The sequence below is a fragment of the Saccharopolyspora sp. NPDC002686 genome (genome assembly GCF_040295745.1).
GTDB lineage: Bacteria > Actinomycetota > Actinomycetes > Mycobacteriales > Pseudonocardiaceae > Saccharopolyspora > Saccharopolyspora oryzae.
Map to the genome: position 1 here is coordinate 1 of NZ_JBEOVY010000061.1, position 17,758 is coordinate 17,758.

At 69.3% G+C, this 17,758-nt stretch carries 16 protein-coding genes; 10 read left to right on the forward strand and 6 right to left on the reverse strand.

The window, feature by feature from the left end:
• Positions 1-276: 276 nt before the first annotated feature.
• The 7 genes from recR to ABTZ89_RS10930 all read left to right on the forward strand — a co-directional run bounded on the left by recR (position 277) and on the right by ABTZ89_RS10930 (position 7,732).
• Positions 277-873, forward strand: coding sequence for a recombination mediator RecR (recR, locus tag ABTZ89_RS10900; protein WP_270947506.1), 597 nt, complete (start codon positions 277-279; stop codon positions 871-873).
• A 455-nt stretch (positions 874-1,328) separates the two neighbouring features.
• Positions 1,329-3,023 carry an ABC transporter substrate-binding protein gene (locus tag ABTZ89_RS10905; RefSeq protein WP_351042855.1) on the forward strand — a complete coding sequence of 565 codons (1,695 nt, stop codon included), beginning with the start codon at positions 1,329-1,331 and terminating at the stop codon, positions 3,021-3,023.
• An 85-nt stretch (positions 3,024-3,108) separates the two neighbouring features.
• Complete coding sequence (locus ABTZ89_RS10910) at positions 3,109-4,119, forward strand: ABC transporter permease (protein WP_270947504.1); 1,011 nt, start codon at positions 3,109-3,111, stop codon at positions 4,117-4,119.
• Positions 4,120-4,123: 4 nt separating this feature from the next.
• Positions 4,124-5,056: an ABC transporter permease gene (locus ABTZ89_RS10915; RefSeq protein WP_270947503.1), complete on the forward strand. Its 933-nt coding sequence runs from the start codon at positions 4,124-4,126 to the stop codon at positions 5,054-5,056.
• A 12-nt stretch (positions 5,057-5,068) separates the two neighbouring features.
• On the forward strand, positions 5,069-6,064 hold the full coding sequence (locus tag ABTZ89_RS10920; protein ID WP_270947502.1) for an ABC transporter ATP-binding protein: 996 nt from the start codon (positions 5,069-5,071) through the stop codon (positions 6,062-6,064).
• Between the two features lie 211 nt (positions 6,065-6,275).
• Entirely contained in the window at positions 6,276-7,373 is a 1,098-nt protein-coding gene (locus ABTZ89_RS10925; protein ID WP_270947501.1) for an ABC transporter ATP-binding protein, read from the forward strand.
• Between the two features lie 176 nt (positions 7,374-7,549).
• Positions 7,550-7,732 carry a hypothetical protein gene (locus ABTZ89_RS10930; RefSeq protein ID WP_270947500.1) on the forward strand — a complete coding sequence of 61 codons (183 nt, stop codon included), beginning with the start codon at positions 7,550-7,552 and terminating at the stop codon, positions 7,730-7,732.
• Between the two features lie 9 nt (positions 7,733-7,741).
• Here the strand turns inward: ABTZ89_RS10930 and ABTZ89_RS10935 are convergent, their stop codons facing one another.
• Positions 7,742-8,656, reverse strand: coding sequence for an EamA family transporter (locus ABTZ89_RS10935; protein WP_351042861.1), 915 nt, complete (start codon positions 8,654-8,656; stop codon positions 7,742-7,744).
• A 109-nt stretch (positions 8,657-8,765) separates the two neighbouring features.
• Between ABTZ89_RS10935 and ABTZ89_RS10940 the strand changes: the two genes are divergently transcribed.
• Positions 8,766-9,662 (forward strand): LysR family transcriptional regulator, encoded by an 897-nt coding sequence (locus tag ABTZ89_RS10940; RefSeq protein ID WP_351042864.1) that lies wholly within the window; start codon positions 8,766-8,768, stop codon positions 9,660-9,662.
• A 135-nt stretch (positions 9,663-9,797) separates the two neighbouring features.
• Here ABTZ89_RS10940 and ABTZ89_RS10945 read toward each other — a convergent pair whose 3' ends face one another.
• A complete protein-coding gene (locus ABTZ89_RS10945; protein ID WP_270947497.1) occupies positions 9,798-10,121 on the reverse strand; it encodes an ArsR/SmtB family transcription factor in 324 nt (107 codons plus the stop codon).
• Positions 10,122-10,176: 55 nt separating this feature from the next.
• Here ABTZ89_RS10945 and ABTZ89_RS10950 point away from each other — a divergent pair, with 55 nt between their 5' ends.
• Positions 10,177-11,358 carry an MFS transporter gene (locus tag ABTZ89_RS10950; protein WP_351042867.1) on the forward strand — a complete coding sequence of 394 codons (1,182 nt, stop codon included), beginning with the start codon at positions 10,177-10,179 and terminating at the stop codon, positions 11,356-11,358.
• Here ABTZ89_RS10950 and ABTZ89_RS10955 read toward each other — a convergent pair.
• From ABTZ89_RS10955 to ABTZ89_RS10965, 3 genes are all read right to left on the reverse strand, one after another.
• Positions 11,355-12,992 (reverse strand): alpha-amylase family protein, encoded by a 1,638-nt coding sequence (locus ABTZ89_RS10955; protein ID WP_270947495.1) that lies wholly within the window; start codon positions 12,990-12,992, stop codon positions 11,355-11,357. The genes ABTZ89_RS10950 and ABTZ89_RS10955 overlap by 4 nt on opposite strands.
• An 11-nt stretch (positions 12,993-13,003) precedes the next feature.
• A complete protein-coding gene (locus ABTZ89_RS10960) occupies positions 13,004-13,222 on the reverse strand; it encodes a hypothetical protein (protein WP_270947494.1) in 219 nt (72 codons plus the stop codon).
• A 450-nt stretch (positions 13,223-13,672) separates the two neighbouring features.
• Complete coding sequence (locus ABTZ89_RS10965) at positions 13,673-14,818, reverse strand: mandelate racemase/muconate lactonizing enzyme family protein (protein ID WP_351042870.1); 1,146 nt, start codon at positions 14,816-14,818, stop codon at positions 13,673-13,675.
• 175 nt (positions 14,819-14,993) lie between these two features.
• Here ABTZ89_RS10965 and ABTZ89_RS10970 point away from each other — a divergent pair, with 175 nt between their 5' ends.
• On the forward strand, positions 14,994-15,647 hold the full coding sequence (locus ABTZ89_RS10970; protein ID WP_270947492.1) for a DedA family protein: 654 nt from the start codon (positions 14,994-14,996) through the stop codon (positions 15,645-15,647).
• A 243-nt stretch (positions 15,648-15,890) separates the two neighbouring features.
• Here ABTZ89_RS10970 and leuA read toward each other — a convergent pair whose 3' ends face one another.
• A complete protein-coding gene (gene leuA / locus ABTZ89_RS10975) occupies positions 15,891-17,684 on the reverse strand; it encodes a 2-isopropylmalate synthase (protein WP_270947491.1) in 1,794 nt (597 codons plus the stop codon).
• Positions 17,685-17,758 lie beyond the last annotated feature (74 nt).

Here is a 17,758-nt window from a genome sequence, read left to right on the forward strand (position 1 = left end):
AGCGCCCGCCTGGACTCCGGGTGCCCGACTTGATGTATGCCAATACACGGCAGTCGGGCCGTCCTCGCCAGGCGAACGCTGAGAACCCGCGGCGGTGCGAGCTGCGAGGGTGGGCTATGCGCCTGCGGCGCATGCGACCCTCACCGCCCGGTGCCGGACGTGCTTCGCGGTCGAAGTCCGGACAAGATGGAAAAGGCTCATTGAAACTGTGCACCTCACCCCAGTCGTGATCGCAGTTTCAATTGAAACTGTGCAGGCCTTGGAAACGAGCTAGAAGTGTACGAAGGTCCCGTTCAGGATTTGATCGATGAGTTGGGGCGGTTGCCCGGCATCGGTCCTAAGAGCGCGCAGCGCATCGCCTTCCACCTGCTCGCGGCCGAGCCCGCGGACGTGACCCGGCTGCAGGAGGTCCTGCAGAAGGTCAAGGAAGGCGTGGTGTTCTGCGACGTCTGCGGCAACGTCTCGGAGGAGACGACCTGTCGCATCTGCCGGGACGCCCGCCGCGATCCGACGCTGGTGTGCGTCGTCGAGGAGCCCAAGGACGTCCTGGCCGTCGAGCGCACCCGCGAGTTCAAGGGGCGTTACCACGTGCTCGGCGGTGCGCTGGACCCGTTGTCCGGGATCGGCCCGGACCAGCTGCGGGTTCGCGAGCTGCTGGCCCGCATCGGCAAGGACGAGATCGCGGAAGTGATCATCGCGACCGACCCGAACACCGAGGGCGAAGCGACCGCGACCTACCTGGTCCGGATGCTGCGGGACTTCCCGGGTCTGACGGTCACCCGCCTGGCCTCCGGTCTCCCGATGGGCGGCGACCTGGAGTTCGCCGACGAGCTCACCCTCGGCCGAGCCCTCTCCGGCCGCCGAGCCCTCTGAGGCCCTCAGCCCACGAGATCCCCGACCCCGCGTAGGGCAACTACGCGGAGTCGGGGATCTTCTTCGTTGAAAAGCCCTGGTCGTGCAGGGTGGTCGCCGATTTCGCACGACATCGACGTTCACCCGGGCGACGGTCGCCTTCGTTCGAGATCAACACCACTCCGGGTGACGACGGGTGACGGAACGCTGAGAGCTGAGTCCGCCGAGCGGGTGGAGGATTGACCGTTCGGGTTTCCGCGATTAGCAGTTTTTCCCGTATTTGCCGGAACTTCCGGCAGGGTTTGCTCCATCGGCAAGTGAGAGAAGTGGCTGGTCCGGGCGGGGAGGGGCCTCGTGTGAGCTACCTCATTAGGTCACCCTAAGTAGTCAGATCGTAACCTCGGTGTCTCCATCGAAAGCGTGATGCGGGTTAATCTCTCGGGGCTCTGAGACCTGAGACACACTGAGGTGCTTCCATGAGTAGAGCTCCATCGGCACCACGCCGCACGCACACCACGCGGCGTCGTGTTGCCACCGTCGGTGTCGCCCTCGTCGCCGCAGCATCGCTGGCCTCGTGCGCGCAATCGCAGCGCGAAGCGGGCGGAGGTGAAGGCGGTACGTTCACCTTCGGCGCCGCCGGTGCCCCCGACGGGTTCGACCCCTTCTACGCCTCCGACGGCGAGACCTTCCGCGTCACCCGGCAGCTGACCGAGGGACTCGTCGGGTTCAAGCCGGGGTCGGCCGACGTCGAGCCGGAGCTCGCGGAGTCCTGGGAGCACAGCCCGGACGGCAAGACCTGGACGTTCAAGCTGCGCACCGGCGTGAAGTTCCACGACGGCACCGACTTCAACGCCGAAGCGGTGTGCAAGAACTTCAAGCGGATGTTCGAGCAGACCGGTGCCGGGCAGAACAACGCGCTGTCCTACTACTGGATCGAGAACTTCGGCGGGTTCGCCGACGGCAAGGAACCGTCGCTGTACCAGGGCTGCGAGTCCCCGGACCCGACGACCGCCGTGGTGAACCTGACCCGCGCGAGCTCGAAGTTCCCGGACATCCTCGGGTTGCCGTCGTTCAGCATGCAGTCGCCGACGGCGATGGAGCAGTACAAGGCCAACAACGTGCAGGCGCAGGGCGACAGCTTCGTGTACCCGGAGTACGCGCTGAAGCACCCGACCGGCACCGGGCCGTTCAAGTTCGTCTCCTACGACGAGGGCAACGGCACCATCAAGCTCGCCCGCAACGACGACTACTGGGGCGAGAAGGCCAAGGTCAGCGAGCTGATCTTCCGGATCATCCCGGACGAGACGGTGCGCAAGCAGGAGCTGGAGTCGGGTGCCATCGACGGCTACGACTACCCGAACGCCGCCGACCTCAAGGCCCTGAAGGACGCCGGCCACAACGTCCAGGTCCGCGACCCGTTCAACATCATGTACCTGGGCATCACCCAGAAGAACAACCCGGCGCTGAAGGACCTGAAGGTCCGCCAGGCGCTGGCCTACGCGGTCGACCGCGAGACCCTGGTCAAGGCGAACATGCCGGAAGGCGCCACGGTCGCCAAGGAGTTCTACCCGGACACCGTGGACGGTTACGCGCAGGACGTGCAGCAGTACCCGCACGACCCGGCCAAGGCCAAGCAGCTGCTGGCCGAGGCGGGCGCGTCGAACCTGACGGTGAACTTCTACTGGCCCACCGAGGTGACCCGGCCGTACATGCCGGACCCGCAGGGCATCTACAACGCGCTCGCCGAAGACCTGCGCGGGGCCGGCATCACCGTGAACCCGGTGAGCAAGCCGTGGAACGGCGGCTACATCGACGACGTCGACAACGCCAAGGCGGACATCTTCCTGCTCGGCTGGACCGGTGACTACAACACGCCGGACAACTTCATCGGCACCTTCTTCGGCACCCCCACCAACCGCTTCTACACCGCGGGCGCGCCGTGGGGCCAGGAGCTGGCGGACAAGCTGAAGGCCGCCGACAGCGAACCGGACGAGGCCAAGCGCAACACGATGTACCAGGACATCAACCGCAAGCTGATGTCGGAGTACCTGCCGGCCGTTCCGCTGTCGCACTCGCCGCCGGCGATCGTCACGAACGCCAACGTGAAGGGTCTCCAGCCCTCGCCCCTGACCGCTGAAGAGTTCGCCTCGGTGAGCGTCTCGGGGAAGTGAGTTGACAGTCGCGCGCGGGATCGGCCAGGTGCCGGTCCCGCGCGCACCTGTCCGCTCGCTGCCGAACTGAGCAACGGGGGTTTGCGTGCTCCGCTACACGATCCGGCGACTGGCACAGCTCGTGCTGGTCGTCTTCGTCCTGTCGATGTTGTTGTTCGCCTGGCTGCGGTCGCTGCCCGGCGGACCGGTGTCGGCGCTGCTGGGTGACCGCGCCACACCGGAGGCGCGGGCCCAGCTCGAAGCCCAGCTCGGTCTGGACCAGCCGATCTTCGTGCAGTACTGGCGCTTCCTGGAACGCGCCGTCACCGGCGACTTCGGCACTTCGACCGGTGTCCAGCGCGGCGCAACCGCGCTGGACGTGTTCCTGACCCGCATCCCGGCGACGCTGGAGCTGTCGATCCTGGCGCTGCTGCTGGCGGTCGCGATCGGCATCCCGATGGGGTACCTGGCGGCCCGGAAGCGCGGCAGCTGGCTGGACAACATCAGCATCACCTGGTCGCTGGTGGGCGTCGCGGTGCCGGTGTTCTTCCTGGCGTTCCTGCTGAAGTTCGTGTTCGCCATCCAGCTGGGCGTGCTGCCCGCGTCCGGCAGGCAGGACTCCGCGCTCGACGCCACGCGGGTCACCGGGTTCTACATCCTCGACGGGTTGCTGACCCGCGAGTGGGACGCGGCGCTGGACTCGTTCGTGCACTTGATCCTGCCGGCCATCGCGCTGTCCACCATCCCGTTCGCGGTGATCTTCCGGATCACCAGGGCGGCGGTGCTCGACGTGATGGACGAGGACTACGTGCGCACCGCGCGGGCCAAGGGCTTGGGCTCGATGGTCATCCGCCGCAGGCACATCCTGCACAACGCGATGCTGCCGGTGGTCACCACGATCGGCCTGCAGACCGGTGCGCTGCTGGCCGGTGCGGTGCTGACCGAGCGGGTGTTCAACATCGCCGGCATCGGGCAGGCGGTCGCCCTGGGCTTCGAGCGCAAGGACTTCCCGGTGCTCCAAGTGGTGATCCTGGCTTCGGCGATGATGTACGTGCTGGTCAACCTGCTGGTGGACCTCTCGTACGCGTTGATCGACCCACGACTGCGGACACGGTGAGGTCATGGCTCTGAAATCGCAGCGCAAGGAACGCATCGACGCGCTGGCGGAGGCGTCGACGGATGCCGGGGTGAGCCTGGCCGCGTCGGCGTGGCGGCGGCTCAAGCGCAACCCGGTGTTCGTGGTCGGTGCGGTGATCATCGCGGTGTTCGTGCTGCTGGCGCTGCTGGCGCCGCTGCTCGCCCCGCACGATCCGGCGCAACGGCTGCTGGTGGACCAGGTCTCCCGCGCGGACAACTCGATCCCGCCGCCGCAGGAAGGCTTCCCGCTCGGCGGCGACCAGTACGGTCGCGACCTGTTCTCCCGACTGCTGCTGGGTTCCCAGCAGACGCTGCTGGTCGCGGTGCTGGCCACCGTGATCGGTCTCGGCGGCGGTCTGGTGCTGGGCATCCTGGCCGGCGCGTTCGGCGGCTGGGTGGACTCGGTGGTCATGCGGGCCGTGGACGTGATGCTGTCGGTGCCGTCGCTGCTGCTGGCGGTGTCGATCGGCGCGTTGTTCGCGCAGCAGAGCCAGTTCACGGTGATCCTGGCCGTCGCGATCGTGCAGGTGCCGATCTTCGGCCGGCTGCTGCGCGGCACGATGCTCGCGCAACGCGCCAGCGATCACGTGCTGGCGGCGCGGGCGCTGGGCGTGAAGGAGAGTTCGATCGTGTTCCGGCACATGCTGCCGAACGCGCTCGGACCGGTGATCGTGCAGGCCACGCTGGTGCTCGCGGTGGCGATCATCGACGCGGCCGCGCTGTCCTTCCTGGGCCTCGGCGCCGCCGACGACTCGGTCCCGGAGTGGGGCCAGATGCTCGGCGGCGCGCAGAACATCATCGACTCCCACCCGCAGCTGGCGTTCTGGCCGGCGAGCTGCATCGTCCTGGTCGCCCTCGGCTTCACCCTGGTCGGCGAGTCCCTCCGGGACGCGCTGGACCCGAAGCGCCGGCGTTGACGGAGGAAACACATGGCACTGCTGGAAGTCCGCGACCTTTCGGTCGTCTTCGCCCGCAAGGGCGAGCCGCCGGTGACCGCGGTGGACGGCATCTCCTTCGACGTCGAACCCGGCCGCACCGTCGGCCTGGTCGGCGAGTCCGGGTGCGGGAAGTCGGTCACCTCGCTGGCGATCATGGGCCTGCTGCCGACGAGCGGCGCGGAGGTCTCCGGTTCGGTGCGCTTCGACGGCACCGATCTGCTGTCGCTGTCCGCGCGGGAGCTCGAACAGCGCCGCGGCAGCGACCTGGGCATGGTGTTCCAGGACCCGCTGACCTCGCTGAACCCGGTGGTGTCCATCGGGTTGCAGGTCTCGGAGGTCATCGAGCGGCACCGCGGCCTGCCGCGCAAGGAGGCGATGCCGGAGGCCGAGGACCTGCTGCGCCGGGTGGGCATCCCGGACCCGCGGCGACGGCTCAAGGAATACCCGCACCAGCTCTCCGGCGGTATGCGGCAGCGCGCGCTGATCGCGATGGCGCTGGCGTGCAAGCCGCGGCTGTTGATCGCCGACGAGCCGACCACCGCGCTGGACGTGACGATCCAGGCGCAGATCCTGCGGCTGCTGTCGGACCTGGTCGCCGAGACCGACACCGCGCTGATCATGATCACGCACGACCTGGGCGTGGTCGCCGGGCTCTGCGACGAGGTGAACGTGCTCTACGCGGGCCGGGTCGTGGAGCGCGCCGAGCGGCACGAGCTGTTCGCCCGTCCGCGGCACCCGTACACCTCGGGGTTGCTCGCCTCGATCCCGCGCCTGGACGCGCCGCGCGGCCAGCGGCTGTCGCCGATCAAGGGCTCGGTCAGCGACAACATCCCGTGGGACGCGGGGTGCGCGTTCTGCCCGCGCTGCCCGAACGCGCTGGACGTCTGCGACCAGCAAACCCCGGACGTGAGCATCGACGTCGGTGCCCGCCTGCTGCGCTGCCACAACCCGATGCGCGAGGCGCAAACCCCGGTGGAGGCTCCGTGATCCCAACGAGGGTTTCGCGGTCGCAGGCCGCACTCGACGCAAATTCAATGGAAATCGCACCTTCAATTTCAATGGAACTTGCGGATCACCGGCGTGTCGGTGCCCGACGCGCCGGTGCCTGTGGACAACTCAACGCAAATTCAATGGAAATCGGACATCCGATTTCCATTGAAATCGCGTCGGGTGCGGAGCTGAACACCACGGAGGCGTCATGACGGAAGCGCCGGAGAAGCCGAAGTCCGGCGGGGACGTGCTGATCGACGTCGAGGACGTCAAGGTGCACTTCCCGATCAAGCGCGGCGTGGTGCTGGACCGCACGGTCGGGCACGTCTACGCCGTGGACGGGGTGTCGCTGCGCATCGAACGCGGCGAGACCTACGGCCTGGTCGGGGAATCCGGCTGCGGCAAGTCGACGCTGGGGCGCGCGGTGCTGCGGCTGGAGAAGCCGACCGGCGGCAAGGTGGTGTTCGACGGCGTCGACCTGTCCGGCATGAAGGGCGACCGGCTGCGCCGGATGCGCCGCCGGATGCAGATGGTCTTCCAGGACCCGCTGTCCTCCCTCGACCCCCGGCAGTCGGTGCAGTCGCTGCTGGTCGAGGGCATGCGCGCGCACGGCATGGACACCGGCCGCGAGGCCACCGACAAGCGGCTGCGGGAACTGCTGTCCGCGGTGGGGCTGCCGTCGACCTCGCTGCGCAAGTACCCGCACGAGTTCTCCGGCGGCCAGCGGCAGCGCATCGGGATCGCCCGCGCGCTGTCGGTGGGCCCGGAGCTGCTGGTGGCCGACGAACCGGTGTCGGCGCTGGACGTCTCGGTGCAGGCGCAGGTGGTGAACCTGCTGGAGGACCTGCAGGAGGAGTTCGGCCTGACCTACCTGGTGATCGCGCACGACCTCGCGGTGGTGCGGCACATCGCCGACCGGGTCGGGGTGATGTACCTGGGCGGCATCGTCGAGGAGTCCACATCGGACGACCTCTACGCAGAACCGCTGCACCCGTACTCGAAGGCGCTGCTGTCGGCGGTGCCGGTGCCGGACCCGGCGGTGGAGGACGAGCGCGAGCAGATCCTGCTGTCCGGCGACCTGCCGTCCCCGGCCAACCCGCCGACGGGCTGCCGCTTCCACACCCGCTGCCCGTGGCGCCAGCCGGACCGCTGCGACACCGAGCGCCCGGTGCTGCGCGAGCTCCGCCCCGGCCACCGGGTGGCCTGCCACTTCGCCGAGGAGATCCAGAACGGCAGCCTGAAGCCGCACGAGGTGATCGCCGAAGCGGTCGACCCGACGGACTTCGGCGACAAGGGCCTCACCTGATCCGGCGAAGCCCCCGGGCCCGGTGCCTGGTACAGAACCACAGTTTCAATTGAAACTGCGATCCGCCGTGGGTGGGATCTGCAGTTTCAATTGAAACTGTATTTCACGTTTCGCGTTCCGTGCGCCGGGTCGGGGAGTCCACATAGGATCATCGGAGCCGCGAACGGAGGTAGCGAGTGAGGTACAGCAGCGCGCAGCGGTGCACGGCGTGCGAGCACCGGGCGATCCTGGCGGAGGGCACGGCGGACCGGCTGGTGTCCGAGTCCGGCCGGACCCTGGTGTCCTACGACTGCCCGGAGGGCAACGGACTCCACGTGTGCAACCCGGACTTCGAGCGCAACACCTCCCGCCGCCAGTAGCACCGGGCGTCAGGCGGCCTGCTCGACCTCCGGGGTGAGCGCGGGTGCCCGGCGGCGGGCGGTGAGGTTCAGGCTGCCGAGGAAGACGCCGACGACCACCACCGCGCCGGCCGCGAGCTCCAGCGGGTGCGGGTGCTCGTCGAGGATCAGCCACGCCGCGGTGAAGCCGACGACCGGCACCAGCAGCGAGAACGGTGCGACCCTGCTCGCCGGGTAGCGGCCCATCAAGGTCGTCCACAGGCCGGATCCGATGATCGTCGCCAGCAGCGAGGTGTAGGCGAGACCGCAGAGCGCGTACAGGCCGGTGGTCGAGTCGAACGCCGTCGCCAGCGCGTGCCACCCGGCCGTCGGCCCCTCGACGGCCGCGGACAGCGCGAACATCGGCAGCGGCGGCACGATCGAGATCCACAGCGTCAGGTGCAGCGGGTTCTGCGGATTCGCCTTGCGCCCGCACAGGTTGCCCAGCGCCCACGAGAACGCGCCGCACAACGTGACCAGCATCGGCAGGAGCGCGGCGCTCTGCGCGCGGTGCCAGCCGATCACCGCCATCCCGAGCACGGCGGTGAGGATGCCGATGACCTGCACCGGGCTCAGCTTCTCCCGCAGCAGCAGTGCTCCGAGCACCACCGTGAACGGCGCGGACGCCTGCTGCACCAGCGAGGCGAGTCCGGTCGGCATCCCGATGTTCATCGCCACGAACAGGAACGCGAACTGCAGCGTCCCGAAGAACAAGCCGTAGCCGATCAGCCACTTCCACGGCACGTCCGGCTTCGGGATGAACAGCAGCAGGGGCAGCAGCACGGCGAACCGCAGCCCGGCGAAGAAGAACGGCGGGAACTGTCCGAGCCCGAAGTCGAGTGCGATGAAGTTGAGGCCCCACAGCAGGGCGACCAGCAAGGCCAGCGAACGATCCCGGGAATTCACACGACCTAGCCTGCGCCGTGCAACTATGAAGAACAAGCGACACTATCTGCACAGAGCGTGCAAGAGTCCTTCATGGACGTCCGGATCCCGAAACGCCTAGGCTCCTGACATGGACGTTCGCAGGCTGCGGCTCCTCCGCGAGCTGGCGGACCGGGGGACCGTCACCGCCGTCGCCAAGGCCCTCTCCTACACCCCGTCGGCGGTGTCGCAGCAGATCCGGGCGCTGCAGGCCGAGGTCGGCGTGCAGTTGACCGAGCCCGCCGGGCGCGGTTTGCGGCTCACCGACGCCGGCTGGGCGCTGGCCGCGCGGGCCGACGAGGTGCTCGCCGCGGTCGACCGAGCCGAGGCCGAGCTGGACAGCTACCGGTCCACGCCGCGCGGTGTCGTCCGAGTGGCGATCTTCCCGTCCGGCGCGTTCCTGCTGCTCCCCGGCTTGCTGCGGCGGATGGGCGAGCACCCCAAGGTCCGCTTGGAGTGCCGGGACGTCGACATGACGCCGCCGGAAGTCCCCGGCCTGACCGCGGATTTCGACCTGGTGGTGACGCACCGGGACGACCAGGCCCCGCCGTTCGACGGCGAGCGCATGGCCATCACGCCGCTGCTGCGCGAACCGCTCGACGTCGCGCTCCCGGTCGGGCACCCGCTGGCCGGCAAGGAGCGCGTCGAGCCGTCGGAGCTGGTCGGGGAGCCGTGGCTGAGCGTCGACCTCGGGTTCCCGGTGGACGACGTGCTGCGCTCGCTGGCCGTCCGCACCGGCGTGCGGCCGAAGGTCGTGCAGCGGATCAACGACTTCCGCGTCACGGAGGTCCTGGTCGCCGACGGGCACGGCGTCGCGCTGCTGCCGCGCTACTCCGCGAACCTCAGCACTGTGGCGCTGAGGCCGCTGAGCGGAGTCCGCGCCGGCCGCAACATCGAGGTCGTCTCCCGGCGGGGTGCCACGGAACGCCCGGCGGTCCAGGTCGTCCTCGACGCGCTGATCGCCGAAGCGAGCAGCATCGCCGAATGATCAGGTCAATGCGCTCCCAGGTCGCCGAAGTGGCCGTCCGCCTGCGGTTGCGCCCTCCCCGTGAGCACTTTCTGGTGCCATGACCCCAAGAAGTGCTCACGGCCGCTGATCAGGCCGGATCCAGTTGCCAACGCGCTACTTGCTGGCGGGTTCGGCCCTGAGGATGGCGTTGAGGAGCCCCGGGAACCGGGCGTCGAGGTCGTCGGTGCGGAGTCGGCTGGGGCGGGTCCTGCCGGCGATTCGAGTCGTGACCACGCCCGCTTCGCGGAGTGCGTGCAGGTGGTGGGAAACGGTCGAGGCGTTCACCGGCACGTCGAGGGCGGAGCAGGTGGACTCGCCGACCCGGTCGAGTTCCCGCACGATGCTCAGCCGAACCGGGTCGGCCAGCGCGCCCAGCACGGTGTCGACGTCGATCGCGGCCAGGTCCGGCTGCGGCAGCATCCCCATCTGCTCATCCACGCACGCATTCTACGACCTCTTTCAAATACTACGATGGGCATCGTAATATTCGACCATGGTCACAAGGTCGATACCGAGGTCGGTCCTGCTGCTGAGCTTCGGCACGTTCATCGTCGGAACCGACGCGCATTCCGTCGCGGGCCTGCTCCCGGAGATGGCGTCGTCGCTGCAGACGTCCGTCGCCGGTGCCGGGCAGTCCGTGACGGTGTTCGCGATCGCCTACGCCGTGCTCGCGCCGATCTGGGGCGTGGTCATGGCGCGGCACGGGCAGCGCAGGACGCTGGTGTCCGGGCTGGTCCTCTTCGTGCTGGGCAATGCGCTCACCGCCGTCGCCGGGTCCATGCCCGTGCTGTTGGCGGGGCGCGTCGTCGCAGCTGCGGGGGCCGCCATGTTCACCCCGGCAGCAGGGGCGATGGCGGTCCGCCTCGCCGGTCCGGAGCGGCGGGGGACCGCCCTGGCGTGGGTCACCACCGGTGTTGCCGGCGCGCTCGTCCTCGGCGCACTGGTCGGCGCCGCGATCGCGTCCGCGGCGAGCTGGAGGGTCACGCTCGCCGTCATCGCCGTCCTCGGCCTGGCGATGCTGCCGGGTGTGCTGCTGCTGCATCCGGTTCCGCCTGCCCCGGCGCAGCGATTCGCCGATCAGCTACCGGTGCTCCGGTCGCCGCAGATCCTGACGACCCTGGGGATCTCGGTCATCGCCTTCGTCGGCGTCTTCATCCCCTACACCTACCTGAGCCAGTCGTACGCGCCGCTGGTGGCGGCGCTGCCGGGCGGGATCAGCACGGTGCTGCTGCTGTTCGGCCTCACCTCGGTGATCGGGGTGCTCGCTTCCGGGCCGCTCACCGACCGGGTGTCCCCGCGGTGGATGGTCGTCGTCGTGACTGCGGCGCTGGCCGTCGTCGACGCCGCCGCAGTCCTCGGCCGCGAGTCTCCGCTGGTCCTGGTGGCTGCTCTGCTGGCCGCGGGGTACCTCTCCTGGTCGATCCTGACGCCGCAGCAGCACCAGCTGGTCGCCGCCGAACCGGACCACGCCGCCGTGCTGATCTCGTTCAACGCCGCCGCCGGCTACGTCGGCATCAGCCTCGCCGGTGTTCTCGGCGGCACGGCGATCACCATGCTGGGGTCGGCGCGATTCACCCTGGTGGCCAGTGCCTTCCTCCTCGTGGCGGCGTGCTGGCGGGCCGTTCCCGTGCCGCGAGCGGACCGCGCCGAACCGGAGGTCGCGCGACGCGGCTAGCGGGGGCCGTGCTCGGCGGCCCAGCGGCAGATCGCGGCGACTTCCTCCGCCTGGTTCGGCAGCGTCGTGTCCGCGATGCCGACCACCGGGATGTGGCCCTCGTGGAAGACGTCGGCCGGGCGGGGCAGGAAGCCCTTCTCGTGCACGCCCGTGCTGCCCGGGCCGGGCGTGCCTTCCGCGAGGTGGCCGGTGGTGCGCGCGTAGCGGGTCAGCACGCGGGGTTTGCGCAGGTCGCGGTCCATTCCGTACCACTGCTGGCTCAGGGGGAAGAGCCCGGACAGCGCGTCCCACCAGCCCTCCACCGCCAGCAGCAGTTCCGGGTGGCGGCTGCGCAGGTCGCCGACCAGCTGCCGGTAGCCGTCGAACACGTCGTGGCGCGGCTCGTTGAACCAGAAGCCGAGGGTGTCCAGGAACGCGGCGTCGACGCCGAAGTTGTCCACCGTCGCCGAGATCGAGTCCACCAGGTGCGCGCGGAACTCCGGTTCGCCGGGGTTGAGGAACACCTGATCGCCCTCGCCGACCCGGTCGCTGTCCCAGTCCGGGCGGTTGAGCAGCTCGACGTAGCGGTCGGTGTCGTTGCGCAGCACCGACTTCTCCCACGGCGGGTACTGGACGACGTTCGCGCCGTGGCCGCCGAACATCGGCATCAGCCGCACGCCGAGCTGCCGCGCGGTGCGGGTGAACGCGGCGAAACCCTCCGCCCCGCCGAGGTCTTCGCCGGGGCGGTACTGCGGGTAGACGTAGTAGTAGCGGCCTTCCCAGCCGGGGACGTAGGCCAGCACGCGGTGCGGTTCGATGTGCTGCGCGATGAAGCGCAACGCCTCGGCCATCCGCGGGAACGTGTTGAACACGTACCCCGTCCAGTGCTGGCCGTGCAGCGTCACCACCAGCGCGATGTGGCGCATCCACTCCGGCACGTCCGGTCGCGTTTCCCACGGTTGCAGGCCCTGCGCGCCCTCCACGAAGGACATGTGCGCGGTCAGGTCGGCGTCCGCGGTCTGCGCGTCGGTGCCGAGCCGGAGCCGGATCGGCGGCACCCGGTAGGTCGTCGAGCGGGCGCTGGCCAGCGGCAGGTGCACCAGCTCGACGATCGGGCCCGGCGAGTAGGGCGGCTGCTGGACGTGCAAGATCTGCCGCCGCACCAGCGGATCCCGCACGCTGAGCGCGAACCCGGCCTGGTCGGTGCCCGCGGCCACCCACGGCGTCGCCCAGTCCGGACCGGGGTACTCGAGCTGGAAGCGCTGGCCGTTGACGCCGTGCGCGAAGTTCCGCCCGGTGTTCGGCGCCCACCAGCCAGCGCGCAGCTGCTCCGGCGGCAGTCCGCGCAGCACCAGCTTGACGGCCTTGATCGGCTCCGCGTGGCGCGCCGCGATGGACCACTGCAGCGCGCCGCCGTCGTTGACGACGTCGACGTCGACCGACCCGGCGTCCACGGTCAGCTGCTGGCCGAACCAGGCGTACCGGTCGGCGCGCAGGTGGGTGCGGTCATCGCTGAGCCAGGTGTTGGCGGCGTCCAGGCCGTAGCCGTTGACGGTGGTGAACACCTGCAGGGCCCACTCGACGCCGGTCGCGCCGGGGGCGGGGAAGTAGGGGTCGCGCGGATCGAAGCTGAGGTCGGTGTCGATCAGTCCCACGCGGCACCCTCCTATCGATCCGGTCCGCCGCTGGCAGCGAACCCGACGGCCTTGTCCAGCAGCGTGGCGAGCCCGTCCGCCTCATCCGCGGTGAACACGAGCGTCTCCCCAGGTGGCAGCACGACAGCGATCCGATCACCCACCACCAGGACGGACACGTTCTCGGTGGCGGGCGGTCGGCACGGGATGCGCCAACGTAACTGCTCGCACGGGTCTTCGATCGGCCACATGTTCACCTCGGGACAGCTTTCTTTCCGCTGCCTGACTGAACCTGGTGCGAAACCCCGCATCAAGTTCGGTACACCGATCGGGTGGTTCTGGACAACAGGGCAGGCCGGACTTCACCCGCACCGATCAACGCGGCCGATAGCTCCGCCCGGGTGCCGTGAGCACTTTGGGTCGCTATGACGACCCGAAGTGCTCACGGGTCTCTGCGGACGGTGATGGTCCCGCGGGGCGCGGATCCGCCGCTGGGGTGTGGAGAGGATGAGAGGGAGGGCCGGGTTCCCCGACGTGTCCCCCGTCTGCCGGCCCTGCCCCCTGATCCTGTGTTCCCCAGGGGCGTCGCTCTTGTCTCCCGCGACGTAACAGCATCCTGCCGAACGGACGGCAGGAGCAGTACCGTCTTTGGTCGAGTGCATTCGCCGATCTGGCCGCAGATCCGGGCATTCCCCGCACGTTCAGCTCGTCGACTCGAACTCGTCGCCCGCGACTTGGTACAGCTCCGCGTACCGGGCCAGCCGATCGCGGTCCAGTTCGACCCCGATGCCCGGATTGCGCGGAACGCGCAGTCGGCCGCGGCAGTGCGGGAGCAGGCCGCCTTCGAGCACGTCGTCGGAGAGCAGGGCGCGGTAGGACTGGTTCGCGTGGTCGAAGCCCGGGGTCGCGGCGATCAGGTGGGCCGCCGCGCAGGTGGCCACGCCGAGCTCGCCGAGGCTGTGCTTGACGGTCGGGATGCCCGCCGCCTCGCAGATGCCCGCCGATCGCTTCATGTTCAGCAGACCGCCGTCCAGCGCGTTGTCCACCGAGATCGCATCGGCCGCGCCGTGGCGGATCACCTCCAGCTGCCGGGCCCGGCACACCTGGTCGGTGAGCAGCGGGGTGCCGGTGTGGGTGCGCAGGCGGGCCATCTCCGGGATGTTGCGGGCCGGCACGGGTTGCTCGGCGAACTCGATGTCGTAGGGCGCGAGCGCGCGCAACGCGCGCAAGGCCGCGGCGGGCGACCAGGCCTCGTTGGCGTCCACCCGGATCGACCGCCCGGCGCCGATGCCGTCCCGGACCGCGGCGATCCGCTCCACGTCGGTGCCCAGGTCGTCGGTGCCGACCTGCACGTGGAAGCTCTCGGACCCGGCTGCGGCGCCCTGCGCGGCCAGGTCCCGCATCCAGTCGGGCGTGCCGGTCGGGATCTGGTGCAGGTATTCGACGTCCTCGCGCAGCGCCCCGCCGAAGAGGTTGACCAGCGGTTGGCCGCAGGCCTTGCCGACGATGTCCCAGCAGGCCATGTCGATGGCCGCCAGCGCCGTGCTGGTCGCGCCCCAGGCGCCGCCGAGCTTCGCGATGTGCTCGGTGCGGAACGGGTCCTCGCCGATGGCGAAGCGCTCGGCCGCGCGCAGCTCGGCGAGCACGATGGCCGCCGACGGGTGCGCCGGGGCCTCGCCGATGCCGGTGATGCCTTCGTCGGTGTCGATTTCGATCAGCACGCTGACCAGGCCGCGCCTGCGGGAAACCTGCCGTCCCGAAAGCCACCGCTCCTCGTTGTGGAACGGCACGGCAACGGGTATGTGGCGAATGCCGATGATGCGCAAAATGCCCTCCCCCGTGGGCATCGTGAGCAGCGCTCGCGAATGTTCGATGTGGTAACAGTCACACCAGATGGGCGACCGCGCCAAAGATGTGGGAGCGAATCGGGTTCCCGGCGACGCGGCCGGTCGCGGATACGTACTCTGGCCGGTGGCCGTTCGCGGTAGACGGCCGCGTGGAACCCGATCAGAACGGACCTCCATGATCGAACTGCTGGACTCGATCCCGCCAGGGGTGATCTACCTCGTCGTCGGGTTGATCATCGGCCTGGAGAGCGTGGGGATCCCGCTGCCCGGCGAGATCATGCTGGTGAGCGCGGGAGTCGCCGCCTCGCAGGGTGTCGTCAACCCGGTGGCGCTCGGTGTCATCGCCGCGAGCGGCGCGATCATCGGCGATTCGATCGGTTACGCGATCGGCAAGCGCTACGGCCGGAGCCTGCTGGGTTGGTTGGGGCGCAAGTTGCCCAAGCACTTCGGGCCGAAACCGGTGCGCCAGGCCGAGCGGATGTTCGACCGCTGGGGCGCCTGGGCGGTGTTCGGCGGCCGGTTCGTCGCACTGCTGCGCATCCTGGCCGGGCCGTTGGCCGGCATCCTCGGCATGAAGTACCGGAAGTTCTTGATCGCCAACGCGACCGGCGGCATCGCCTGGGCGGGCACGGTGACGACCCTGGCGTACGTGTTCGGCCTGGTGGCCGGCCAGTGGTTCCACCGGTTCTCCTGGATCGCCCTGGTGGTCGCGGTCGTGTTCGGCTGGCTGATCGTGCGCAGCGTCCGCCGCCGCGCGGAGAAGGCCGACGAAGCCGAAGAGCAGAACCAGGCCGACCCCGCCGCCGATTCCGACGCCAAGGTCCCCTGATCCCCAGCCCTTCGCCGCAGGTGGTCCTGCCTGAAACCGCCCGGACGTCCCGGTGCGCGGAAGTGTCGAATTTGGACATAACCGGCGAGGCGAGGGCTGTTCTCGTGGCTGCATCCACAGACTTCCGGAGTTCTCCACAGGCTGTGCACAGTTATCCACAGGGTTGTGGATAAAAGCGAACGGCCTGTTCACCTCAGTAGTTGAGGTGAACAGGCCGTTCGCTCGTTCCTGGCGAGTGCTGGATCAGCGGTTCGCGCGGTTCACCGCGGATACGACTGCGCGCAGCATCGCGGTGATCGTCGAGGTGTCGACGCCGACGCCCCAGAAGATCCGGTCGCCCACCGCGCACTCCAGGTACGCCGCCGCTCGGGCGTCGTCACCGGCGGTCAGCGCGTGCTCGTTGTAGTCCAGGACCCGCACGTCGTGGCCGATGGTGCTGAGCGCGTCCACGAAGGCGGAGACCGGGCCGTTGCCGGTACCGGTGATCTCCTGCTCCTCGCCGTCGACGACCACGGTCGCGGTGATGGTCTCGTTGCCGTTCTCCCCGGCGACCCGCTGGCGCACCAGCTTCACCGGCGCGGTGGCCTCCAGGTACTCCGCGGAGAACGCGTCCCACATCTCGGTCGGGCTGACCTCGCCGCCCTCGGAGTCGGTGCGGGCCTGCACCACCTTGGAGAACTCGATCTGCAGCTTGCGCGGCAGCTCCAGCTGGTGCTCGGTCTTCATGATGTAGGCGACGCCGCCCTTGCCGGACTGCGAGTTGACCCGGATGACCGCCTCGTAGGTGCGGCCCACGTCCTTCGGGTCGATCGGCAGGTACGGCACCTCCCACGGGTGGTCGTCCACCGCCGTGCCGGCCTTGCCCGCCTCGTCGCGCAGCGCGTCCAGGCCCTTGTTGATGGCGTCCTGGTGGCTGCCGGAGAAGGCGGTGTAGACCAGCTCGCCGCCCCACGGGTGCCGCTCGGGCACCGGCAGCTGGTTGCAGTGCTCGACGGTGCGCTTGATGAAGTCGATGTCGGAGAAGTCGATCTGCGGGTCGATGCCCTGGCTGAACAGGTTCATGCCCAGCGCCACCAGGTCGACGTTGCCGGTGCGCTCGCCGTTGCCGAACAGGCAGCCCTCGATGCGGTCCGCCCCGGCCTGGTAGCCCAGCTCGGCGGCGGCGATGCCGGTGCCGCGGTCGTTGTGCGGGTGCAGCGACAGGATCACCGAGTCGCGGCGCGCCAGGTTGCGGTGCATCCACTCGATGGAGTCGGCGTAGACGTTCGGCCCGGCCATCTCGACGGTGGCGGGCAGGTTCAGGATCACCGGCCGCTCCGGGGTGGGCTGCCAGATCTCGGTGACCGCGTCGCACACCTCGGCGGCGTAGGACAGCTCGGTGCCGGTGTAGGACTCCGGCGAGTACTGGAAGCGGAAGTCGGTGTCGGAGTACTTGCCGGCCAGCTCCAGGGTCATCTCAGCGGCCGAGGTGGCGATCTTCTTGATGCCCTCGCGCTCTTCCCGGAACACCACGCGGCGCTGCAGGATCGACGTCGAGTTGTAGATGTGCACGATCGCGGCCGGTGCGCCCTCCAGCGACTGGAAGGTGCGCTCGATCAGCTCCGGGCGGCACTGGGTCAGCACCTGGATGCGCACGTCCTCGGGGATCGCGTTGTCCTCGATGATCTCCCGGACGAAGTCGAAGTCGGTCTGGCTGGCCGCCGGGAACCCGACCTCGATCTCCTTGAAGCCCATCTGCACCAGCAGGTCGAACATGCGGCGCTTGCGGGCCGGCGACATCGGGTCGATCAGCGCCTGGTTGCCATCGCGCAGGTCGACGGCGCACCACAGCGGGGCGCGGGTGATCCGGTTGTCCGGCCAGGTCCGGTCGGGCAGGGATACGTTCTCGACCAGTTCGTGGAACGGGCGGTAGCGGTGGTACGGCATCGAGCTGCCCAGCTGCGGGTTCCACGGCTGCTGGTCGGCGGGAGCGGGGCGCGACGGCTTGCGCACGCGGTCGGTGAACGAAGCCTGAGGTTCGGGGGAAATGTTGCTCATGCGAGTGCTTCTCCTGCACGGTTACCGGATCTGGACCGACGACCGGCGCGTTCGAACCCCGCGACGAGGGGCCG